This is a genomic window from Clostridium sp. TJA020 (genome assembly GCF_058310295.1).
Genome location: NZ_JBZEFC010000003.1, coordinates 388,085 through 409,294, shown reverse-complemented (window position 1 = coordinate 409,294; position 21,210 = coordinate 388,085). Strand labels below are relative to the sequence as shown.

Here is a 21,210-nt window from a genome sequence, read left to right as displayed (position 1 = left end):
TATGGAATTTAATGAGTTTAAGAATAAGTTATTTGATAAAGCAAGAAAAGAAGGATTAGATGAATTTGAAATATATTTTTCTAATAAAGAAAGTTTAAGTATAAATATATATAAAGAAGAGGTTGAAAAATATAATTTAAATAAATCATTTGGAGTTTCATTTAGAGCAAAACTAGGTGGAAAGATGGGATATTCTTATACTGAAATAATAGATGAAGATGCTATAAATATGCTAGTGAAAAATGCTAAAGATTCTGCATTATCAATAGAAGATGAAGATATTCAATTTATATATGAAGGTGATAAAAATTACGAAAAGGTAGAAAATTATCACAAGGATTTAGAAAATATTGATGCTAAGGAACTTATAGACTTAGGACTTTCAATGGAAAAGGAATGTAAGATTTATTCTGATAAAGTTGTTAATTTCTTAGGATGTGGAATAAGTTATGTAAATGTTGAGTATGGACTTATGAATTCAAAAGGACTAGAGCTTAAAGATAAATCAAACTTATTAACAGCTTATGTTGTACCAGTAGTTGATATAGATGAAAGAAAGTATGACGGGTTTGGTTATGCAATGGCTAAAAAGGTTTCAGATGTAAATCCTAAAAAGATAGCTAAACAAGCTGTAGATGAGGCTATGGAAAAAGTTGATGCAAAATCAATTAAATCCGGTAAATATAAAATAGTAATAAAAAATGAAGCAATGGTTTCTTTATTACAAGCCTTTTGGTCAGTGTTTGATGCTGACTCAGCACAAAAAGGAATATCTCTTTTAAAAGATAAAGAAGGAGAAATTATAGCATCAAATAAGGTCACTATAATTGATAATCCATTATTGAAAGATGGATTAGCATCAGTTGGATTTGATGATGAAGGTGTTAAGACAATTAAGAAAGAGTTAGTATCTAAGGGAGAGCTTAAAACATTACTTCATAATTTAAAAACTGCTTATAAAGCTTCAATAAAATCAACAGGAAATGGATTTAAAAATTCATATGCATCACCAGTAAGTGTTGGACCTACAAATTTCTATATAGAAAATGGTAATAAAAACTTTGATAAGCTTTTAAGTGAGTTAGGAGAAGGGCTTATAATAACAGAATTTTCAGGATTGCACGCAGGGGCTAATGCTATAACAGGAGAATTTTCATTAGCTGCTAAAGGATTTATGATAGAAGACGGAAAAAAATCATATCCAGTAGAGCAGATAACTGTGGCTGGTAATTTCTTTACTTTATTAAAAGATATAGAAGAAGTCTGTGATGATATAAAATTCCCAATGTCTAGCTTTGGTTCACCATCAGTGTTTGTAAAAGAATTATCAGTAGCAGGTGAATAATTAAAAAAGTTAAAGGACTATGCAAAATAAATTTGACATAGTCCTTTATTTTTTTGTTTATTATACGTTAATAAATAAATGATATATTAAAATAGGGAGGTGGGTAAATGAATTTTATATCTATTGTAGAACATTTGGCAGGTCATTTAGGTTACATAGGGGTATTTATAATGAGTATATTATTACCAACAGAAGTTCTATTACCCTTTATTGGATTATCAATATCAAAAGGAATTTATAATTTTCAGATGGCTTTACTATTTACATTTTTAGGAGAGCTATGTTCATCAGTATTTAGTTATGGTTTAGGTATTTGGCTTGGAGAAAGAATTGTAAATAAATTTAAAAATAAAAATAAAAGAAATAAAAATATTTCAGAAAAGGTTGAAAGAATATTTGCTGAATATGGGAAATATGCTATTTTAATAGCTAGATTAATTCCATTTGCCCGTACTTATGTATCAATATTAGCAGGGGCTAATAAAATGAAAAAAAGATTATTTATTAAATATACTATAGTTGGAATTTTATTAACTAACTCTGCATTGTTAGTATTTGGTTATTATATTGGAGCAAATGAAAATTCAATATGGAATTTTATACATAAGTATGCAATAAGCTTATTGGGTATTATTTGCTTTATAATTATAATGGCAAGATTAAATAAGAAAAGAAAATTAAAAAGAGTAAAAGATAATAGTTAATATAAAAAGTAGTAACTACTTAATATTAAGTAGTTACTACTTTTGTTATTTATTATTAAAATAATCTGCTCTAATCATTTTATCAGACATTTCTAGCGAACCTTCAATAAGTTCAATGTCTTTTTTTGAAAGGTTTTTAGTATCACCAATAAGTTTTCCGTTATTTAAAACTGCGTAATTTCTATTTGTATTTAATAAATTTCTACCAAGTGCAGTATTCTCATATTTTTCCCTAGGAATACCAAGAGTATATAATAAAGTTGGCATTATATCGATTTGACCTCCTATTGTATCAAAGGTTTTACCTACAGTTTTTTCTTTATTATATATAATAAGTGGTATTGTTGGAACCCCATTATTTGAATACCAATTTTCTTTGTGAGATAAGGTATCTATACTATGTTGATAATATTTATGAACTCCAGTATGATCACCTTCTATTGCAATAACAGTATTATCTAAAATTCCTGCTTTATCAAGTAAGCTTAAGAAGTAACCAATTTGCGTATCTGTATAGTGAACACTTTCAAAATATCCACCAAGTTCAGTCTTATCAAGTTCAGGGTCTAATTTGAACTTTCTCATACTTTCTGGCAAATCAAATGGTCCATGATTTGTAAGTGTTACAGTAAAAGCATAGAAAGGTTGCTTTAATTTTTCAAGCATAGGAACAACTTGTCTAAAATATGATTTATCACTTAATCCTAAACCAATAATTTCATCAGGATTAAATGAATAGAAATCAGTAAATTTATTAAATCCAATTCCAGTTAATCCATTTTTATAATTCCAGAAAGAACCTTTATCTGGATGTATAGCTTCGCTTGTATATCCTTCGTTTCCAAGTATTAAAGGCATTGAATTATAAACTCTATTAGGATATCTGAAGAATGTTGAACCTCTTCTAAGAGGTAACATTGATGTATTAACCATTAAATCTGAATCTGAACTTGTACCTTCATTAACTTGTTCACATATATTAGGAAAGTATATACCATCTTTTATTAATTTATCCATAACAGGAGTTATTTTTTTACCATTAATAGTTTGTCCTAAAACAAAACTTTCAAGAGATTCAACTTGTATAACTATTAAGTTTTTACCTTTATACATACCATAATATTTGTTATTAGGTAGATTTTCATTTTTAAATTTATAATAATTATTTATTTGATTTTTATCTTCTTCTGATAATTTGTATGGTTTTGAATCTTTGTAAACATTAATAGCATCCATTATATGATATCCAACAGATGAAAAATATTTAACTGTATTGGTTGGATCGTAATTATCAAAAAGATATGAGTTTTTAACATCTTTATTTCCTAGAACATAAAGATTAAAAGGAACATAAAGTATAAATATTATTGGAAGTATTAATGTTAGTAAAAATGATTTTATAGCTCTTTTTTGAACCCTCACATAAGATTTTCTTGTTAAGAATACATATATTCCAAGAACAACAAAATCAATTAAAAACAATAAATCATAACCACTAAACATTGAAAATATACTACCAGACATATTATCTAAATTTGCTGTTTGAGTTAATATAAGTACTGAAGGAACTGTTAAAAATCCTCTAAAATATGTAATATCAGTTAATATTAATACAGTTACTAATGCATCAATAATAAACAAATAAATAACTCTTCCTTTACCTTTAAATAATAATGAAAAACTTAAAAATATTAATGCAAAAGCGTAATAATAGTTTAAAAAGTTATTAGCATTTAAAAATCCTAAATGAAAATTTAAATAATAAGGATTTGTATTATTTATAAATCCTTGAAATAATATACCTTTTAGTACTATTGAAAATAGTGGTATTAAAAATAATATAAGTCTAAATACTGTATCTTTATTTAAAGAAATATTTAATTTCTGGAAAAATTTTTTCATTTATTCACCTCTCATGATATAGTCATATAAAATTATATTATAAGGCATATATTTAATCAATAAGTGTCGAATAGTGTTAAAATATAACAAGGGAAAAATAATATAAAAAATAGTGTATAATATTATTAAAAATATAATAATTAAAAAATAGAGAGGTGTTTGGTTATGAAAAATATTAATTGTATTGGACTTGCATGTCCTAAACCAGTAATTGAAACAAAAAAATATTTTGATTCAATAGAAAGTGGTGAAGCTATTGTAACAGTAGATAATGAGATTGCAAATAACAATGTAACAAGATTTGCAGAAAATGCAGGGTTTACTGTTAATAGCACTTTAGAAGGAGATCTTTTTAAAATCAAAATAACAAAGAAATCAGCTGAAGGAGCTTCAGAAAAAAAAGATACATTTTCAATAATAATAACAACTGATAAAATGGGTGATGGTGATGATAGATTAGGAGAAACTCTTATGAAGAGTTATATGTATGCTTTAACAGAAGCTACTGATATACCAGAAGAAATTGTGTTTTTAAATGCTGGAGTTAAATTAGTTACAGAAGGATCTGAAGTTATAGAAAGTGTAAGAGAACTAGAGAAAAAAGGTGTTAAAATAATAAGTTGTGGAACATGTTTAGATTTCTATGGATTAAAAGAGCAGTTATTAATTGGAGAAATTTCAAATATGTATACAATAGTTGAAATTATGAATAGTAAAAGAGTTATAAAAATATAAAAGATAAATGGAGTGCACATAATAGATGAAGCATATTTTTGTTATTAATCCCATAGCGGGTAAAGGAAAAGCTATATACTTTGAATATATGATAAGAGACTTATTTAAAAATATAGACGAGCCATATGAAATAATAATTACAGAAGAATCTGGCGAGGCTACTAAAAAGGTAAAAGATATAGTAAAAAAGGAAAAATGTAGAGTTTATTCCATTGGTGGTGATGGAACTTTAAATGAGGTTTTAAATGGTGTAGTTGGGTCTGAGAGTTCACTTGCTATAATTCCAGCTGGGTCAGGAAATGATTTTGCAAGAACTTTGTATGGAAATTTAGAAGTTGAGAAGATTTTAGAAAAACTAATACATGGAAAAGAGAAGTACATTGATGTTGCTAAAGTAAATGATAGATATTTTTTAAATATAGCATCTGTAGGCTTTGATGCGTGTGTAGTTAATAATGCTAGGCAATATAAAAAGCATAAGCTTATAACAGGTCCTATGGCTTATGGAATTTCTCTTATAAAGACCCTATTTACATTTGGTCATATGAATTTAGAGTTTGAAATAGATAATAAAATAATAAAAAATGATATGTATCTTATTGCTGTTGCCAATGGTAAATGCTATGGGGGAGGAATAAAAATAGCTCCAAATGCAATAATAGATGATGGATTGCTTGATATATATGCTATAAAAAAGCCAAGGCTACATAGACTTATAAGATTTTTACCTAAAGTTGTTACTGGGAAAGATGTTAGTGGCATTGAGGAAATAATTTATACAAAGGTTAAAAAAATGAGAGTAAAATCAAAAGATGATATTATAGTGAATATAGATGGTGAAATAGTGGCTTTAAATGAAATAAATTTTGAAATAGTTGATAAAGCTATAAAAGTTGTAGTTCCAAGAGATTAAGTAATAAATAAGGAGATGGAGTTAAATTTGAGAAAATATGATTTAGTAGTTGTTGGTGGTGGAATAGCAGGAATGACAGCAGCTCTTGCAGCCTTGGAAAATGGTATAAAAAAAGTATTACTTATAGAACGTGAAGAAGAACTTGGCGGTATACTAAAGCAGTGTATTCATAATGATTTTGCAAAAAAATATTTAGAGTGTTCTGTTACAGGACCTGAATTTATTGAATTTATTAAAATAAAATTATCTAAATTTGATTTTAATATTAAAAAAAAGACTACAGTAGTAAATATATCAGAAGATAATATAATAACTTATGTTAATGAAAGAGAAGGGATATGTGATGTGTTAGCTGATGCAGTTATTTTAGCTACAGGGTGTAGAGAAAGATATGCTGGAAATGTTCTAACACCTACTAATAAATTTACAGGTATATTTACAATAGGAAATGCTCATAGATTTATAAATTTTGAAGGATTACTTCCAGGAAAAAATCCAGTAATTATAGCTAAAAATAAGTGGGCTTTGATAGTAGCTAGGAGAGTAGAAATAGAAGGCGGAAAAGTAGCAGCACTTATAATTGATGAAGAAAGTGGATTTAAGATTACAGATGAAGATAGAGATATAATTGAAGGTTTTGATATAAATGTTATTGAAAGTGCAAAACTTATAGATATTGATGGAAATAAGAGAATAAATAAAGTTAAAATATTTAATAAAATAAAAGGGTGTATAGAAGAAATAGACTGTGATTCATTATTTTTATCAGTAGGATATTATCCTGAACTTGGATCTGTAAATAAGCTTAATCTTGAGATAAATAAAGAAATGAATACTCCTATGACAGATAATTATGAAACATCTAAAAGGGGATTATTCGCTTGTGGAAATATTATATATGGTGATAAATGCATCAATATGAAGGATATAGATGGATATGATGCTGGAGTTGCAGCATCAAAGTATATCCAAGAAGCATTTAAATAATAAAAGATTTCCTTTTATATTTAAATGAATACCATCTAAAAATATCTTTTCAGATAATGTATGATTTTTAGTTAGAGTATAAAAATCAACATATTTGAAAGGATATTTTTTTTGTAAATTTATAATATGACTTCTAAGAGATGATAAATTTTCATCACAATATTTATAATAATTAGAAGGCATAAATAAAGTTTCAGCCAAATCTTTTATTATAATTGGAGGAATTCCAATTATAATTTCAGAATTATTTTCCAAGCCTTCTTTAATCATTAGTTCTAAATTTTTAACTATATAGTCAACATTACGTCCGCATAATAAATCATTAGTACCACCCATAATAAATATTTTTTTAGGGTTTTTACTTAAAACATCTTTATAATATCTAGTTAACATAGAAGAAGTTGTATCTCCATTTATTCCTTTATTTAAGATAATTTTAGACGTAAATTTTTCTTGTAACTTATATACCCAAGAATCTTTTTTGGAAACTCCATAACCAAATGTTAGGCTATCACCAATTAAAATTAAATCAGGATTGTTTTGATTCATAAAATCACCTCCATTTAGAACAATTTATTAAAGCAATTCTTACATATTAATGTTTTGCCCTTATTTGCTTTTATACAGTCATTTAAAGAAAGCTTTTTATTACAAATTTCACAAACGTTATTTTGAGAAATAGTTGTATTTATAGTATTAATTTTTTCTTTCTTTTTAATAGGAGATTTTTTTAAAGAAGAATATGTTGTAGGTGTTATATCGTCTTTTCTTTCTTCAATTGAAAAGGATAAAGAAAATTTGCTTAATGGATAAAGTTCAAGTTCAAATCTTGGATCTTCTTTATCATAATATTCTTCAACTATTATTTTAACTATTTGAGCATCATTAACTATAAGACCACTTTTTTCAATACCATCAAATATACTTTTTGAGATATTTATAGTATCTGGATGTCTCTTTTCACTTTTATAATAAACTTTGAGTATTGCAATTAAACTTTCCGTAAAGACTACATTAGGATTTTGAACTCTTGCTACGTAAGCAATTTCTTGTTCATATAATGCATATCTATCGTGATATTTACCTGTATTATAAGGAAGTATAGCTCTTCCATCTTTATTATGAAGTTTAAAGTTTGATTTAGTTATAGGAGATCCTTTAACTACAACCTTTGCATATGATGTCATAAAATAACTCCTTTACGTTTTAATAAAATCTTAAGATGATTTTAGTATAAATTTAATTTATAGAATGTATAGTTTTAATATACATTAATAAATTTTGCTAAACAAGGGTAGCAGTTTCATTGATAATAATTTATTAATGAAGTATAATTACAAATAGTTGAATTTTATATGATTATACAAAAAGAGGGAGTTTCTATGGAAAATAAATTAATTTTAGCAATTGAATCAAGCTGTGATGAGACTTCAGCTGCTGTTGTACGTAATGGTAGAGAAGTTCTTTCAAATATCATAGCATCTCAGATAGATACACATAAAAAATTTGGTGGAGTTGTTCCAGAAGTTGCATCAAGAATGCATACAGAGGTTATAAATGGTGTTGTTAAAGAAGCTTTAGAAGAAGCAAATGTAACATTGGATGATATAGATGCCATAGGTGTTACATATGGACCAGGTCTTGTTGGGGCTTTATTGGTAGGGCTTCAGTATGCTAAAGGACTTGCTATGGCAACAAATAAGCCACTTATAGGAGTAAACCATATAGAAGGCCATATTTCAGCAAATTACATACAACATAAAGATTTAAAACCACCTTTTGTTTCATTAGTAGTTTCAGGAGGACATACTTTTATTGTTTATGTTAAAGATTATGGTAAATATGAAGTTATAGGGCAAACTAGAGATGATGCAGCTGGTGAAGCCTATGATAAGGTAGCAAGAGCAATAGGACTAGGATATCCAGGAGGACCTAAAATAGATAAGTTAGCTAAAGAAGGAAATAAAGATGCTATAAAATTTCCAAGAGCTAAATTTCATGATGATACATTAGATTTTTCTTTTAGTGGATTAAAATCAGCAGTACTTAATTACATAAATAAAGCTAAAATGAAAAATGAAGAAATAGTTCCAGCTGATATTGCAGCATCATTCCAAAATGCTGTAGTTGAGGTATTAAAAGATAATGTATTTGAAACTTGTAAAAAGAAACATTTAGATAAAATAGCTATAGCTGGTGGAGTTGCATCAAATTCAGCATTAAGAGAAGCACTAATAGAAGAAGGAAATAAAAAAGGAATAAAAATATTATTCCCAGCACCTATACTATGTACAGATAATGCTGCCATGATAGGAAGTGCTGCATACTTTAGATTTATAAATGGTGAGGAATCATCACTTGACTTAAATGCAAAGCCTAATCTTAAACTTTAGTGTTTAGTGGCTTATAGGAGGAAAGATATGAAATTATTATCTAATTCTAACAGCTTACATACTGTAAATATGAAAGAAAAAATTCCTAAATTTATGCTTTTCAAAAGAATAGTATTAGTGATATTACTTATTATAGTTACAGGGATGATAATTCAATGGGGCCATAATTTTTATACAAATGAAAAGTCAAGCTCAAGGATGTCGTATACTAGAGTGAATGGAAAAAAGATGGAGTATAAAGTAAGTGGATTTGGAGATTATACAGTTATTTTTGATGGAACTACTGGAGCAACAGCAGAAGAATGGAATAAAGTTGCTAAAGATGTTTCAAGTAGTTTGGGAGTAAAAACATTTGTATATAATAGAAGAGGTTATGGAGAAAATGATGGTGGTAAATTACAGACACCAAAAGAACAAGCAGAAGATTTGAAAATACTTCTTAGAAAAGCTGCAGTTAGCTCACCATTTATATTAGTTGGAGAAGGATATGGTAGTTTAGTTATGACTAATTTTGCAAGTCTTTATCCAGAAACTGTAGCAGGTGTAGTTTTGGTAAATCCTTATGATGAAGAAAAGTTAAAAGAAGAAAGTTTAGGTATTACAGGAATGGCTGATTTAGTAAGGAAAAAGATAGAGGCTATAGGATCTAATATTTCTTTAACTTTAATTATGGATAAATTAGGACTTGTAAGCAGTATACCTGATTTTTCTAATAATTTATCAGAATCTGAAAAAAAACAATTTGATTATAAAAAGAATCAAAATAATTATAGAGATGCTGTTTATAATGAAACTAAAAATATATATAATATATCAAATGATAGTCAAAAAAATGGTATGTTTAAAGATATTCCTTATTATATAATAAGCAATCAAGATAATAATTCATTGAAAAGACTTGGTGGTAATAATCTAACATTTGAATATAAAAGCAGTTATAGTGGCAATGTATATTCAATGATGGACTCAGATAGCGTTAAAAACTCAATAAAAAAAGTTGTTGAGATAGCTAGAAAAATTAAAAAGGTTAATGAAAAAACTAACTAAAATTATTAAATATTATTAATAAAAAATATATGGATATAATAATACTGGATGAATAAATTCATTCAGTATTTTTTATTAATTAAAAATTTTTTTATATGCCATATAGTTGACACAAAATTTTTTTATACTGATATTAAGAAATCACAGTGCAGGAGGTAATTAATGAATACAGATCAAAATATAAATAATGAATTTAATAGTCAAAAACCAAAGAGAAAAAAGGGTAATACTTTTATTATGGTTGTAGTTGTAATAGTTACTGCAATGCTTGCTGGAATATTTAGTAGTGGAATAACATATATGATTATGAAAAAGGATAGTCAAAAAATAAATACTCAAAATGAATCTCCTTCAAATTTTAAGGAGGTATCTCAACTTACTACAGAGCAAGCTTTTAATAAAGTTGCACCAGCAGTTGTAATAGTTTCAACAAAGGGGTTAAGTCGTCAAAATGGAATTATTCCACAACAGGTTGAAGGGATTGGAACAGGGTTTATTATAAATGATAAAGGAGATATATTAACTAATTATCATGTTATAAAAGGAGCTCAAGAGGTTACTGTAACATTAAGTACTGGAGAAGAGATAAAAGCTAAAGTTATTAATTATGATGAAAATCAAGATATAGCTATGATTAGAATGCAAGGAAAATTTAAAGTTCCTGCTATAGCAGAACTTGGTGATTCTTCAAAACTTAAACCAGGTGAGGAAGTTATAGCAATTGGAACACCTCTTTCAAAGGAATTTGCTCAAACAGTAACTAAAGGGGTTATAAGTGCAGTTGGAAGAACTGTTAATACTGAAACTGGAAAACAAGTGAATTTGATTCAAACAGATACAGCTATAAATCCAGGTAATAGTGGTGGTCCATTAGTAAATACAGAAGGGCAAGTTATAGGAATAAATACTATGAAGGTATCTGGTGGAGCAGAAGGTATAGGATTTGCAATTCCTATAAATGAAGTTAAACAAAAATTAGATGTTTTATCAAAGCCAATATTAACTTTAGGAGTAAAGGTTAGAGAAATAGATAAAGCATTATCAAAACAATATAATTTACCAGAAGGAATATACGTAGTTGAAGTAGAAGAATTTTCACCAGCTGAAAAAGCTGGAATTAGACCAGGTGATACTATCACTGAGTTTGGAGGAAAGAGAGTTAAAACCCTTCAAGAATTAAATGAAATAAAAAATAAGAAAAATGCTGGAGATACAGTAAAGGTTAAAGTTGAAAGAGACGGAAAAAATGAAACTTTAGACTTAACATTGGAAGCATAGTTTATTAATAAATACACACTAATTTAGTTAAAATATAAATTAGTGTGTATTATTTTTTTGTTATAAAAATAACTATATATTATAATTACAATTGAACTTATAATGGAAAAAAATAATATACTTTAATAATAATATCTAGTCTAAATATATGATTATGATATAATTTTATTTATATAATTTAAAATTTGTGGAGGTAGAAATGGGCGTAAGAGTGGTAACTGATAGTACTAGTTATATACCTAAAAATATTAGGGAAAGTTTAGGTATAGAAGTAGTTTCATTAAGTGTAATATTTAATGGACAAGGGTACAGGGAAATGGATTTAACAAATGATGAATTTTTTAAAATGATGAATGAAAGTGGAGAAATACCAACATCATCACAACCAAATATAGGGGAAGTGAAAGAAACTTTTCAAAATATTATAAATCAAGGTGATAAGATTGTAGGGATATTTATATCATCAGATATGAGTGGAACTTATCAATCAGCTAAAATGATTAAAGATATGATATTGGAAGAAAATGAAAATGCACAAATAGAAATTATAGATTCAAGAAGTAATTGTATGCAAATGGGGTATGCTGTAATTGAAGCTGCAAAGGCAGCTAAGTCAGGAGAGGATATATTAGAAGTTGCTAATAAAGCAAAAAGTGTTATAAGCAATAGTAGATTTTTGTTTATACCTGAAACACTAAAGTATTTAAAAAAAGGTGGAAGAATTGGAGGAGCAGCTGCTCTTTTAGGAAATATATTAAAAATTATTCCTATTCTTACGGTAACAGATGGAAAAACAACAGTTTTTCAAAAAGTTAGAACTAGAAAAAAAGCAATAAATACTATGATAAATCAAATGTTTGAAGATATACATGAAAAAGATTTTTGTCATATAACAGTTCATCATATAAACTGTGAAGATGATGGAATTATATTAAAAGAACAGATAGAAGAAAAGTTAAGAGTTAATGGATTAAAGGGAGATGTTATTGTACAACCTATAGGACCTATTATCGGCTTACATGTTGGACCAGGAAGTATAGGAATTGCATATTATACTAAAGGTTAAAGAAGTAAGAGGAGCTATTATGAATAAAATATTAAATATAGATAAAAGATTTTATAAAAAGGTTGCTATTATAGCTTTACCTATTGTTATACAAAATTTTATAACATCATCCTTAAATATAGTAGATACTATGATGATTGGGAAGCTTGGAGAAAATGAAATTGCTGCAGTTGGAATAGCAAATCAATACTTTTTCTTACTTAGTATATTAATGATGGGATTATTTAGTGGTATAGGAATTTTTGTATCTCAATACTTTGGAAAAAAAGATAATGAAAATATAAAAAAGTTAATTGGAATAGGAATTGTATGTGCAATTGTTATGGGAAGCATATTTACTATTACAGCTCAAATATTTCCAGAGGGCATAATTGGAATATTTAATAAAGATTTTGAAGTTATAAAACTTGGTGTTGAATACCTTATAATAGTATCGCTAAGTTATATTTTTACTACTATTACGTTTAATTATGGAATAGCGCTAAGATGTATAGAAAAAACAACTATACCTATGATAGGAAGCTCAATAGCTTTAATAATTAACACTGTACTTAATTATATACTTATATTTGGTTATTTTGGAATGCCAGAGCTTGGTGTTAAAGGTGCAGCAATAGCAACATTAATTGCAAGAATAATTGAATTTTTAATAATTATAGGTTACGTTTATTATAGCAATAATATTTTAGCTGGAAATTTAAAAGAGTTATTTTCTTTTGATTTATCTTTTGTAAAGAAAATATATATAACAGTTCTTCCAGTAGTTTTAAATGAAGCTTGTTGGGGATTTGGTTCTGTTATGTATAATATTATTTATGGAAGAATAGGAACGCAAGCTATAGCATCTGTCCAGATTGCAACAACTATAAATAATTTATTTATGGTAATTATTTTTGGTATAGGAAATGCTGCTTTAGTTATGGTCGGAGCACAAGTTGGTAGAGGAGACGAAGAAAAGGCTGATGAGTATGGAAAGAATTGTATTAAACTTGGATGTTTAATTGGACTAATTATAGCAATAGCATTATCTTTATGCGCAAGTTCAATAATATCTATATATGATGTTTCAGAGCAAGTTAAAATTTGGTCAAGGTATATAATATATGCAACATCAATTGTTATGGTTATAAGAGTTTATAATATAATAGCAATAGTAGGAGTAATGAGAGGTGGAGGAGATGTTAAAGCTTCATTTCTTATAGAGAGTATAACTATGTGGTGTATAGGAGTACCATTTGCATTATTAGGAGCATTTGTTTTTAAATTACCAGTTTATTTGGTTTATGCTCTTTGTACATTTGAGGAAATAAGTAAGGGGATTGCTTGCTTTAAAAGAATATCATCAAGGAATTGGATAAAAAATTTAGTATCTGAAGGATAAAGGTAAAAGAGGGGTTTATGGAAAAAATAATATTATATATAATTGCTGTTTTTTTTGTAATAGGAGCAGTTGATTATTTTTTAGGAAATAAATTAAAACTTGGAATGTGTTTTGAAGAAGGAATAAAAAATATGGGAGCATTAGCTATATCAATGGTTGGAATTATATCTTTAACTCCAGTTATAGCATCTTGGCTTCAAAGTGTATTGATGCCAATTTCAAATTATATAAATATAGATCCATCTATATTTGTATCAACTATAATTGCTATAGATATGGGAGCATTTAGTATAGCAAATGATATAGCATTAAATAGTAATATGATTTATTTCTCAGGAGTTTTAATGGCATCTATATTAGGGTGTACTTTAAGTTTCACCCTGCCATTAGCTCTTGGAATTATAAAGAAAGAAAGCTTGAAGGAATTTTTATTAGGAATAATATTTGGTATAGCAGTTCTGCCTTTAGGTTTATTTTTAGCAGGAATATTTCTAAAAATACCTATTAAGATTATATTATTAAATTTAATTCCTTTATTTATAATTTCTATACTTATGATTATTGGTATAGTTTATTTTAAAGACTTAACAATAAATATATTAATTAAACTTTCAAAAGGAATTTTGTTTCTAAGTATACTTGGATTTGTAATTGTAGGATTTCAACAAATATCAGGAGTTATAATATTTAAGGAATTAATGCCACTTAAAGATACTTTGTCTATAGTTGGTAATATTGCAATATTCTTAGGTGGAGCATATGTAATGTTAGAGGTTATAAATAAATTTTTAAATAAGTACTTGCAAAATATAGCTAATAAATTTAGTGTAAATAAATATTCTATAACAGCTTTTATTGGAAGTTTGGCATCAGCTATAATAATATTTACCTCATTTGAAAAATTAGATAAGAGGGGGAAAATATTATGTAGTGCTTTTTCTGTTAGTGGTGCATATGTACTTGGTGGACAACTTGGGTTTGTAGCAAGTGAGGCAAAAGAAGTTATAGGAATTTATATATTTACAAAATTATTTTGTGGAATATTAGCATTAGCTATAGCTATGATATACTTGAAAAAGAAAGTTAAGTCATAGTTTAGAAGGGTTGATTTTATGAATAACAGAATAAAAACTATAATAATAACTATAATTACAGTTATTGTTTCTATACTTATAATAAATTTTTTTACTAAAGATAGAGAAGGTGTTATAAGTGGTACTATAACTGTAGTTACTGATAAATATACTAATGAATATATATCTGAATTAGCAGAGAATTATATGAATGGGCATAGTAGAACTAAAATAAATATTGAGCTAATAGATAATATTAAAGATTTAGATAATAAATTTAAAGAAGGTAAAAAAGACAACCTTCCTAATATAGCTATTTTAAATAGTTATGAGTTAGATTATTTAAAGAATAAATATAAGTTAAACTTTGAAAATGAAGAAGATTTATTAAATATATATAAAAGAAATTTTACAAAAAGTAGTCTTCAACAAATAACTATTGACGGAAAAGAAATGGGTATTCCATTAACAACTAATCCTTTAGTTTTATATTTAAGAGAGGATATATTAAAACAATATGGATATAAAAGTTCTGATATAAATACATGGGATGACTTTATTAAAGTATCCAAAAATATTTATAAAAAAAGTAATGGTAAATATAAGGGGTTAAGTATAATAGATGATGATTATGAAAATCTTATAAAGGTACTTATTATGCAGAATATTGATTATTTTAATAATAAAGAAGAAGTTATAAAGGCAGTAAAAAAGGATTATAAAAACTTAGAAGACAATAAAATTTTAGCTAGAGAAGGTGATGACTTTTTTGCTATAATTTCATCAATAAATACTATGAAAATACTTAAAGATTTAAGAAAAAAGTGTGAGTGGACTGTAAATGATATTCCAGCCTATAAAATTGGGTCAAATAGATTTTTTGTAGCTGATGGATATAGTGCATTTGTAATTAATAATGATAAAAAAAATAGAGAACTTATAAATAGTTTTTCTGAATATATGATTACAAATACAGATATAGCATTAGAGTATGCGCTTAATGGAGATTTGTTTCCAACATATATTTATGCTTATAACAATAAAGAAATAGAGAAGAGTATGAATAATTTTATAGGAAAGAGCCCTCTTGTTGTAATGAGTAATATATCAAAGAAGGCTCCTAAAATAAAAAATTATAATTTATATAAAGAAGTTAAAAAAGAGCTATTAAAATAAGGAATTTAATATATTTTCGTAAGCGTTAAGTGTATTAAGTGCTGTTTGCCTCCAAGAAAATTGGAGGCTTCTTTTATATGCTTTATCTTCTAATTTTGTTCTTAAATCTTTATCTTCTAAAATTTTAAATATATTTTCAGATAAACTATCATTATTTAAAGGGTTAATAAGTATAGCACAATCACTTGTAACTTCTGGTATTGAGGTTGTGTTAGAGGTTATAACTGCAGTTTTACAACTCATTGCTTCAAGTGGTGGAAGACCAAAACCTTCATAATAGGAAGGATATACAAATAAATCAGCGCCACTATATAAAATTGGTAGATAGGAGTCTTCTACAAATCCTGTAAAAATTATATCATCAATAATATTTAAATCTTCAGCATATTTTTTTAAGTTAAGTCCCTCATCTTTTAATGATCCAACTAAGACTAATTTATATTTATTAGTTAAGTTTTTATTTGTTTTTTTAAAAGAATCAATTATTCCTTTTACATTTTTTCTAGCACTAAATCCACCTATATATAATAAATATGGAGTATCAAAGTTATATTTATTGTTGACTATTTTTCTTGATATATCTTTATCATGAGGATAAAACTCAGAATTTGTTGATAAGTGTGTAACGAATATTTTATCTTCTGGATAGCCTTTAAAAAATCTTAAAATATCTTTTTTTGAGTATTCTGAAACAGTAATTATTCCTTTTGCGTTTTCTATTATATCAGGCATAGTTTTTAAGAATTTTTTTAAATATGATTGGCCAACTGTTTCAGGCATTATATAGGGTATTAAATCATGAATTGTAACTACTGTATTTATATTTTCATCTAATGGTGATCCTATTCCATTTTGAGGTATGTGATATAATTCTAAGTTTCTTTCTTTAATAATGTTTGGAATATAATATTTATCAAAAAAATTAGAGCGTCTTCCAGAGCAATGTATTAGTTCAGTATTATTATTTAAAAAGATTGGATCAACTTTTCCAGTCCATATAAGTGTGAATAAAGAATTTTTATCTAAGTTTATCATTTCAGAAATTAAGTTTTTAGTATAGGTACCTATTCCTGTACCACCATGTAAATTAACACTTCTAGAATCTATACAAATTTTCATTAAAACACCTCGAATTAGCTATATATTATAAAATATTATGAATAACATATTTTGTGAATAAAATCACATTAAATTAAATGAACTCATATAATGAAAGATAAATAAGATGGGGAGTGTATTTTATGAATGAAAATAATGTGAAAGTACTCATAGAAAAAGAATATGGTATAGAAGTTAAAAGTATTATAAAGCATAAAAATACTTTTAAGATAAATGGAAATAGTGGATATTGCTTTAAGGTTTTAAATTATGAGTTTGGTCATTCATATTATATAATTTCAGCTATTAAACATTTAAATAATAAAGGTTTTAGTACTGTACTTAATATAATTAAGACAAGGAACGGGTTAGATTATGTTGAATTAAATGAAGGTGGATATGGGTATTTAACAGAATGGTTTGAATCTAGGGTAAGTAATTATAATGATTTAAGTGAACTAAAAAATGTATCAAGAGCATTATCTAAATTGCATATAGCAAGTAGAGATTTTAATATAACTCCTATGATGACACCAAGGATATATTGGTTTTCATGGATAAATATATTTAAAACTAGAAAAGAAGAAATATATGATTTTGCAAAAAGAATAAATCAAAAAGCTCATAAAAATAAATTTGATGAAGTATTTTTAAAAAATTTAGATGAGCAGATAGCAATTGCAGATAAAAGTATTAAGGGACTTATAAATAGTAATTATGTTGAGATAATGGAAAGGCATATGTTAAAAAGAGAGTTTTGCCATCATGATTATGCAAATCATAATATTTTAATAGGAAAAAACAATGAAATTAAAATAATAGATTTTGATTATTGTATACTAGACAGTCATATTCATGATTTAGCTTCATTACTTATAAGAGCTATGAAATATAATAGGTGGGATAAAAATAAGGCAAACGTAATATTAGATGCTTATTCAGAAAATATAGAAATAAGTAAAGATGAATTAAATGTTATAAAAGAATTTATAAGATTTCCACAGGACTTTTGGCAAAGGGGTCTTCAAATGTATTGGGAACAACAACCTTGGGGAGAGGAATTTATTTTAGGTAAGCTTAATAAATATTTAGAAGATAGAAAATATAGAGATGAGTTTATTGAAAATTTTTTTAGGTAAGGGGAAATGATAATGAATGAGGGAGCTTTAAAAAAGTATTTATTAGAGAAGGATATACATTTAATTGGAGATTATTTTAAAAGAGATAGTTCTAAAATCAATGTATCATCACAAATTGATTTAATTATTAAGTTGCAAGATGTTCTTATGGGATATCATTCAATAGAAAAAAATAGTATATTAAGTGAAATTGGTAAAAGAGTAGATAGATTAGTTGTTAGTAATAAGAAGTTAGAAAATATTATTTCAAGAGATAACTTTTATGGAAGGTTAATACTTGCTAGAGCAAAAATTGAACTTGATAAGTTGGATAATATATATCTTGAAGATATATATAAAAGAGCTATGAAAAAAGATGAAATATGCATAGATAAAGTTGATGAAACAAATTTAAGAGTGATGGAAAAAGTTGAGGTTGGTAAAATTAAGAAAATTTCATTTAATATAGTAGAAGATGATTTTATAAATTACCTTTTAAAAATTAAAAAAAAGTCTAGTAAAGATGACTTGAAAAATTATGCTGAAGAATATGTTGAGAAAAATAATTTAAGCAAAGATAGCCTAAATTATATAAATTGTATGGTTAATATACCACATGAAGGTATCAAATATTTATATAAAAATAGATTTAATTTAAATGAATGTAAAGATGATATTAAGAAGATAGTAGAAAAGGAACTTGAATTTTAAGGAGGACTATTATGGGAAAGGATAGATACTCAGAAAGGAAAAATCTCTGTAGATATGACCTTAGTAAAAAGTTTTTTGATGAAATAGGAATAAGTATTTTAGATGTTACACCACTTAGAAAATTATTTATGTTAACGACTGAAGATGGCAAGAAACTTTTGAAAAAAGTTGATTATAATGAAGATAAGATAAATTTCATTGGAAGATCTATTGAATATATTAATGATGATTTTAAAAATATAATGAATATGAATAAAATAAATAAAGATAAAGAATTTATAAATTGGAATGGAGAGAATTATATACTAATGGATTTAATAGAGGGAAGGGAAGCATCTATCAATAATCCATTAGAGGTTGAAATGTGTATTGATGCTGTTGCAAAATTTCATAAGGCATCTTATGGAATAATTAATTATTTAAATGCTAAAGATACTGTGTGCATATATGGAGAAGATTTGTTTAACTATTATAAAAATGCTGAAGAAGATATGTTAGATATAAAAAGATGGGTAAGTTTATATAGTTATAAAAATGATTTTGATAAGTTATTTATGGAAACTTGTGATGAGTATATATTTGAGTTATCAAAGGCTAAAGACATGCTTTGGATTAGTAATTATGATAAGCTTATAAATGACAATAAATTTATATCACTTTGTCATAATGATCTTGCAAATCATAACTTTATAATAAATGATTCAGGTGTAAATATAATAGACTTAGATTATTCAACAATTGATTTAAGAGCTTTAGATATTGCAGACTTTATATTAAAATGGATAAAAAATAGTACATTTAGTATTGAAAAATGCAAAAAGATTATAGATACTTATAATAAAGTGATACAACTTACAGAAGAAGAATATAAGCTGATATATATATTTATGAGTTTTCCAAGAGATATATATTCAATAATAAAATCATATTATCATAAAAACAAAGAATGGGATGAAGAAATATTTTTGCATAGATTTAAAACAAAATTAGAAAATGATATATTTAGAAGAAAGTTTTTAAGTGATTATAAAATGCTTTATAAAGAAGAGTTAGCTAAATAAATAAGGGTGCAGTATTTGCACCCTTATTTATTTATTATAGAATTATAAGCATTTATTGTATTTTGAGCTGTTCTTTCCCAAGAGAACTGTCTACTTCTAATAATAGACTTTTTAACCATAGCAAGTACAAGTAAACTATCACTTAAAACTCTTTCCATAGCATGACTTAATTCATGAGGGTCATTAGGATTTATAAGTAATGCAGAATCGTAACATACTTCTGGTAATGAAGTTACATTAGAAGTTATAACTGGTGTTCCACAAGCCATTGCCTCTATTGGAGGAAGACCAAATCCCTCATAAAAAGAAGGATATACTAACATTTCTGATGCATTATAAAAATAAGGTAAATATTCTAATGGGATAAAACCAGTAAATATAACATCATTAAGTACATTAAGTTCTCTAGCTCTATTTAAATAGAGATTGTATGATATTCCCTTTTTACCTGTTATAACTAACTTTGTATTTTTTCTGTAAGGTAAAGGAAGTAGAGAATATGCTTCTATAAGTCCTAATATATTTTTTCTAGGACTAAATCCACCAACATATAATATAAAATCAGATTTTATATTATATTTATTTTCTAATATTTTTTTACATTGATGCTTTCCAAGTGGTTTATAAATTTTTTCGGCAGCTAAATGAGTAACAAATATTTTTTCCATTGGAAAATTAAATTCTTTGTGTATATCTCTTTTAGAAAATTCTGAAACTGTTATAATTCCATCACATTGTTTTAGAATATTTGGCATATCATTATTAAAAATTTTTAAATATCTTTTACTAACTGTTTCAGGCATTTTTAGAGGAATTATATCATGCAATGTAATTACTTTTTTACAGTTTACATTATCAGATAATCCAACACCATTTTGGGGAACGTGATACAAATCAATATTACTATTTGATAAAATATTTGGAACTCTAACTTCATCCCAAAAATTTTCACTAAGCAGTTCATTAACCTTTTCAATTTTAAAGTTTCTATTTAAATTTTTAAACTCAGGGTTTTCAGGTGTGAAAATTAAATAATCATTATTAAAATCTATATAATTTAAGCTTTTTATTAACTGATGAGTATAAGTACCAATGCCTGTTCCTCTATACCATTTTGCAGCTCTTCCATCAATTCCAACTCTCATTATTTAATCCTTTCAAATTATTGTTAATTTTATTATATTTTTATAAGTTAGAAAGTGTTAATAAAATAAATATAATG

The 21,210-nt window shown here is 26.1% G+C and carries 20 protein-coding genes; 15 read left to right on the top strand and 5 right to left on the bottom strand.

Annotated elements, in window-relative coordinates:
• Position 1: 1 nt before the first annotated feature.
• On the top strand, positions 2–1,345 hold the full coding sequence (locus AC4FQ1_RS07935) for a TldD/PmbA family protein (RefSeq protein WP_303129755.1): 1,344 nt from the start codon (positions 2–4) through the stop codon (positions 1,343–1,345).
• A gap of 107 nt (positions 1,346–1,452) precedes the next feature.
• Positions 1,453–2,049: a DedA family protein gene (locus AC4FQ1_RS07930; protein WP_491169412.1), complete on the top strand. Its 597-nt coding sequence runs from the start codon at positions 1,453–1,455 to the stop codon at positions 2,047–2,049.
• Positions 2,050–2,094: 45 nt separating this feature from the next.
• On the opposite strand, the gene AC4FQ1_RS07925 is transcribed toward AC4FQ1_RS07930, so the two are convergent.
• Positions 2,095–3,951, bottom strand: a complete 1,857-nt coding sequence (locus tag AC4FQ1_RS07925; RefSeq protein WP_303129761.1) for an LTA synthase family protein — start codon at positions 3,949–3,951, stop codon at positions 2,095–2,097.
• A gap of 165 nt (positions 3,952–4,116) precedes the next feature.
• On the opposite strand from AC4FQ1_RS07925, the gene yedF reads away from it, so the two are divergent.
• The 3 genes from yedF to AC4FQ1_RS07910 are packed head-to-tail and all read left to right on the top strand — an operon-like array spanning position 4,117 to position 6,586.
• Positions 4,117–4,686, top strand: a complete 570-nt coding sequence (yedF, locus tag AC4FQ1_RS07920) for a sulfurtransferase-like selenium metabolism protein YedF (RefSeq protein ID WP_491169411.1) — start codon at positions 4,117–4,119, stop codon at positions 4,684–4,686.
• A 25-nt stretch (positions 4,687–4,711) separates the two neighbouring features.
• Positions 4,712–5,599, top strand: a complete 888-nt coding sequence (locus tag AC4FQ1_RS07915) for a diacylglycerol/lipid kinase family protein (protein WP_303129765.1) — start codon at positions 4,712–4,714, stop codon at positions 5,597–5,599.
• Between the two features lie 27 nt (positions 5,600–5,626).
• On the top strand, positions 5,627–6,586 hold the full coding sequence (locus tag AC4FQ1_RS07910; protein WP_491169410.1) for an NAD(P)/FAD-dependent oxidoreductase: 960 nt from the start codon (positions 5,627–5,629) through the stop codon (positions 6,584–6,586).
• Here AC4FQ1_RS07910 and AC4FQ1_RS07905 read toward each other — a convergent pair.
• Together AC4FQ1_RS07905 and AC4FQ1_RS07900 are read right to left on the bottom strand one after the other, a co-directional pair.
• The gene (locus AC4FQ1_RS07905; RefSeq protein ID WP_491148110.1) at positions 6,557–7,135 is read right to left on the bottom strand and encodes a GDSL-type esterase/lipase family protein; all 579 of its coding nucleotides are present in this window, start codon (positions 7,133–7,135) and stop codon (positions 6,557–6,559) included. The genes AC4FQ1_RS07910 and AC4FQ1_RS07905 overlap by 30 nt on opposite strands.
• 14 nt (positions 7,136–7,149) lie before the next feature.
• Positions 7,150–7,773: a RusA family crossover junction endodeoxyribonuclease gene (locus AC4FQ1_RS07900; protein WP_491169409.1), complete on the bottom strand. Its 624-nt coding sequence runs from the start codon at positions 7,771–7,773 to the stop codon at positions 7,150–7,152.
• Positions 7,774–7,968: 195 nt separating this feature from the next.
• Between AC4FQ1_RS07900 and tsaD the strand changes: the two genes are divergently transcribed.
• The 7 genes from tsaD (at position 7,969) to AC4FQ1_RS07865 (ending at position 16,000) form a co-directional block, all read left to right on the top strand.
• Positions 7,969–8,979: a tRNA (adenosine(37)-N6)-threonylcarbamoyltransferase complex transferase subunit TsaD gene (tsaD, locus tag AC4FQ1_RS07895; RefSeq protein WP_303129773.1), complete on the top strand. Its 1,011-nt coding sequence runs from the start codon at positions 7,969–7,971 to the stop codon at positions 8,977–8,979.
• A gap of 27 nt (positions 8,980–9,006) precedes the next feature.
• On the top strand, positions 9,007–10,026 hold the full coding sequence (locus tag AC4FQ1_RS07890; protein ID WP_491169408.1) for an alpha/beta fold hydrolase: 1,020 nt from the start codon (positions 9,007–9,009) through the stop codon (positions 10,024–10,026).
• A gap of 162 nt (positions 10,027–10,188) precedes the next feature.
• The gene (locus AC4FQ1_RS07885) at positions 10,189–11,304 is read left to right on the top strand and encodes a S1C family serine protease (protein ID WP_491148106.1); all 1,116 of its coding nucleotides are present in this window, start codon (positions 10,189–10,191) and stop codon (positions 11,302–11,304) included.
• 199 nt (positions 11,305–11,503) lie between these two features.
• The gene (locus tag AC4FQ1_RS07880) at positions 11,504–12,370 is read left to right on the top strand and encodes a DegV family protein (protein ID WP_491148104.1); all 867 of its coding nucleotides are present in this window, start codon (positions 11,504–11,506) and stop codon (positions 12,368–12,370) included.
• Positions 12,371–12,389: 19 nt separating this feature from the next.
• Positions 12,390–13,751, top strand: coding sequence for an MATE family efflux transporter (locus AC4FQ1_RS07875; RefSeq protein WP_303129780.1), 1,362 nt, complete (start codon positions 12,390–12,392; stop codon positions 13,749–13,751).
• 17 nt (positions 13,752–13,768) lie between these two features.
• Positions 13,769–14,845: an ethanolamine utilization protein EutH gene (gene eutH, locus AC4FQ1_RS07870; protein ID WP_491169407.1), complete on the top strand. Its 1,077-nt coding sequence runs from the start codon at positions 13,769–13,771 to the stop codon at positions 14,843–14,845.
• 18 nt (positions 14,846–14,863) lie between these two features.
• Positions 14,864–16,000, top strand: a complete 1,137-nt coding sequence (locus AC4FQ1_RS07865) for an ABC transporter substrate-binding protein (protein ID WP_491169406.1) — start codon at positions 14,864–14,866, stop codon at positions 15,998–16,000.
• Here the strand turns inward: AC4FQ1_RS07865 and AC4FQ1_RS07860 are convergent.
• Complete coding sequence (locus AC4FQ1_RS07860; RefSeq protein WP_491169405.1) at positions 15,992–17,119, bottom strand: glycosyltransferase family 4 protein; 1,128 nt, start codon at positions 17,117–17,119, stop codon at positions 15,992–15,994. The genes AC4FQ1_RS07865 and AC4FQ1_RS07860 overlap by 9 nt on opposite strands.
• Before the next feature lie 122 nt (positions 17,120–17,241).
• Here AC4FQ1_RS07860 and AC4FQ1_RS07855 point away from each other — a divergent pair, with 122 nt between their 5' ends.
• Genes AC4FQ1_RS07855 through AC4FQ1_RS07845 form a run of 3 tightly spaced genes read left to right on the top strand, consistent with a single transcriptional unit; the run spans position 17,242 to position 19,988 of the window.
• Positions 17,242–18,237, top strand: coding sequence for a CotS family spore coat protein (locus AC4FQ1_RS07855; protein WP_303129791.1), 996 nt, complete (start codon positions 17,242–17,244; stop codon positions 18,235–18,237).
• Between the two features lie 12 nt (positions 18,238–18,249).
• Positions 18,250–18,927 carry a hypothetical protein gene (locus AC4FQ1_RS07850; protein WP_303129793.1) on the top strand — a complete coding sequence of 226 codons (678 nt, stop codon included), beginning with the start codon at positions 18,250–18,252 and terminating at the stop codon, positions 18,925–18,927.
• Between the two features lie 11 nt (positions 18,928–18,938).
• The gene (locus AC4FQ1_RS07845; RefSeq protein ID WP_491169404.1) at positions 18,939–19,988 is read left to right on the top strand and encodes a CotS family spore coat protein; all 1,050 of its coding nucleotides are present in this window, start codon (positions 18,939–18,941) and stop codon (positions 19,986–19,988) included.
• A 23-nt stretch (positions 19,989–20,011) separates the two neighbouring features.
• On the opposite strand, the gene AC4FQ1_RS07840 is transcribed toward AC4FQ1_RS07845, so the two are convergent.
• Positions 20,012–21,133 carry a glycosyltransferase family 4 protein gene (locus AC4FQ1_RS07840; protein WP_303129796.1) on the bottom strand — a complete coding sequence of 374 codons (1,122 nt, stop codon included), beginning with the start codon at positions 21,131–21,133 and terminating at the stop codon, positions 20,012–20,014.
• Between the last annotated feature and the right edge of the window lie 77 nt (positions 21,134–21,210).

Excerpts from the sequence above, each read along its gene's own strand:
- AC4FQ1_RS07930 (WP_491169412.1), top strand. The coding sequence starts at position 1,453 with ATGAATTTTATATCTATTGTAGAACATTTGGCAGGTCATTTAGGTTAC.
- AC4FQ1_RS07915 (WP_303129765.1), top strand. The coding sequence starts at position 4,712 with ATGAAGCATATTTTTGTTATTAATCCCATAGCGGGTAAAGGAAAAGCT.
- AC4FQ1_RS07900 (WP_491169409.1), bottom strand. The coding sequence starts at position 7,773 with ATGACATCATATGCAAAGGTTGTAGTTAAAGGATCTCCTATAACTAAA.
- yedF (WP_491169411.1), top strand. The coding sequence starts at position 4,117 with ATGAAAAATATTAATTGTATTGGACTTGCATGTCCTAAACCAGTAATT.
- AC4FQ1_RS07935 (WP_303129755.1), top strand. The coding sequence starts at position 2 with ATGGAATTTAATGAGTTTAAGAATAAGTTATTTGATAAAGCAAGAAAA.
- AC4FQ1_RS07850 (WP_303129793.1), top strand. The coding sequence starts at position 18,250 with ATGAATGAGGGAGCTTTAAAAAAGTATTTATTAGAGAAGGATATACAT.
- AC4FQ1_RS07890 (WP_491169408.1), top strand. The coding sequence starts at position 9,007 with ATGAAATTATTATCTAATTCTAACAGCTTACATACTGTAAATATGAAA.
- eutH (WP_491169407.1), top strand. The coding sequence starts at position 13,769 with ATGGAAAAAATAATATTATATATAATTGCTGTTTTTTTTGTAATAGGA.
- AC4FQ1_RS07885 (WP_491148106.1), top strand. The coding sequence starts at position 10,189 with ATGAATACAGATCAAAATATAAATAATGAATTTAATAGTCAAAAACCA.
- AC4FQ1_RS07865 (WP_491169406.1), top strand. The coding sequence starts at position 14,864 with ATGAATAACAGAATAAAAACTATAATAATAACTATAATTACAGTTATT.
- tsaD (WP_303129773.1), top strand. The coding sequence starts at position 7,969 with ATGGAAAATAAATTAATTTTAGCAATTGAATCAAGCTGTGATGAGACT.
- AC4FQ1_RS07860 (WP_491169405.1), bottom strand. The coding sequence starts at position 17,119 with ATGAAAATTTGTATAGATTCTAGAAGTGTTAATTTACATGGTGGTACA.
- AC4FQ1_RS07855 (WP_303129791.1), top strand. The coding sequence starts at position 17,242 with ATGAATGAAAATAATGTGAAAGTACTCATAGAAAAAGAATATGGTATA.
- AC4FQ1_RS07875 (WP_303129780.1), top strand. The coding sequence starts at position 12,390 with ATGAATAAAATATTAAATATAGATAAAAGATTTTATAAAAAGGTTGCT.
- AC4FQ1_RS07840 (WP_303129796.1), bottom strand. The coding sequence starts at position 21,133 with ATGAGAGTTGGAATTGATGGAAGAGCTGCAAAATGGTATAGAGGAACA.
- AC4FQ1_RS07925 (WP_303129761.1), bottom strand. The coding sequence starts at position 3,951 with ATGAAAAAATTTTTCCAGAAATTAAATATTTCTTTAAATAAAGATACA.
- AC4FQ1_RS07880 (WP_491148104.1), top strand. The coding sequence starts at position 11,504 with ATGGGCGTAAGAGTGGTAACTGATAGTACTAGTTATATACCTAAAAAT.
- AC4FQ1_RS07845 (WP_491169404.1), top strand. The coding sequence starts at position 18,939 with ATGGGAAAGGATAGATACTCAGAAAGGAAAAATCTCTGTAGATATGAC.
- AC4FQ1_RS07905 (WP_491148110.1), bottom strand. The coding sequence starts at position 7,135 with ATGAATCAAAACAATCCTGATTTAATTTTAATTGGTGATAGCCTAACA.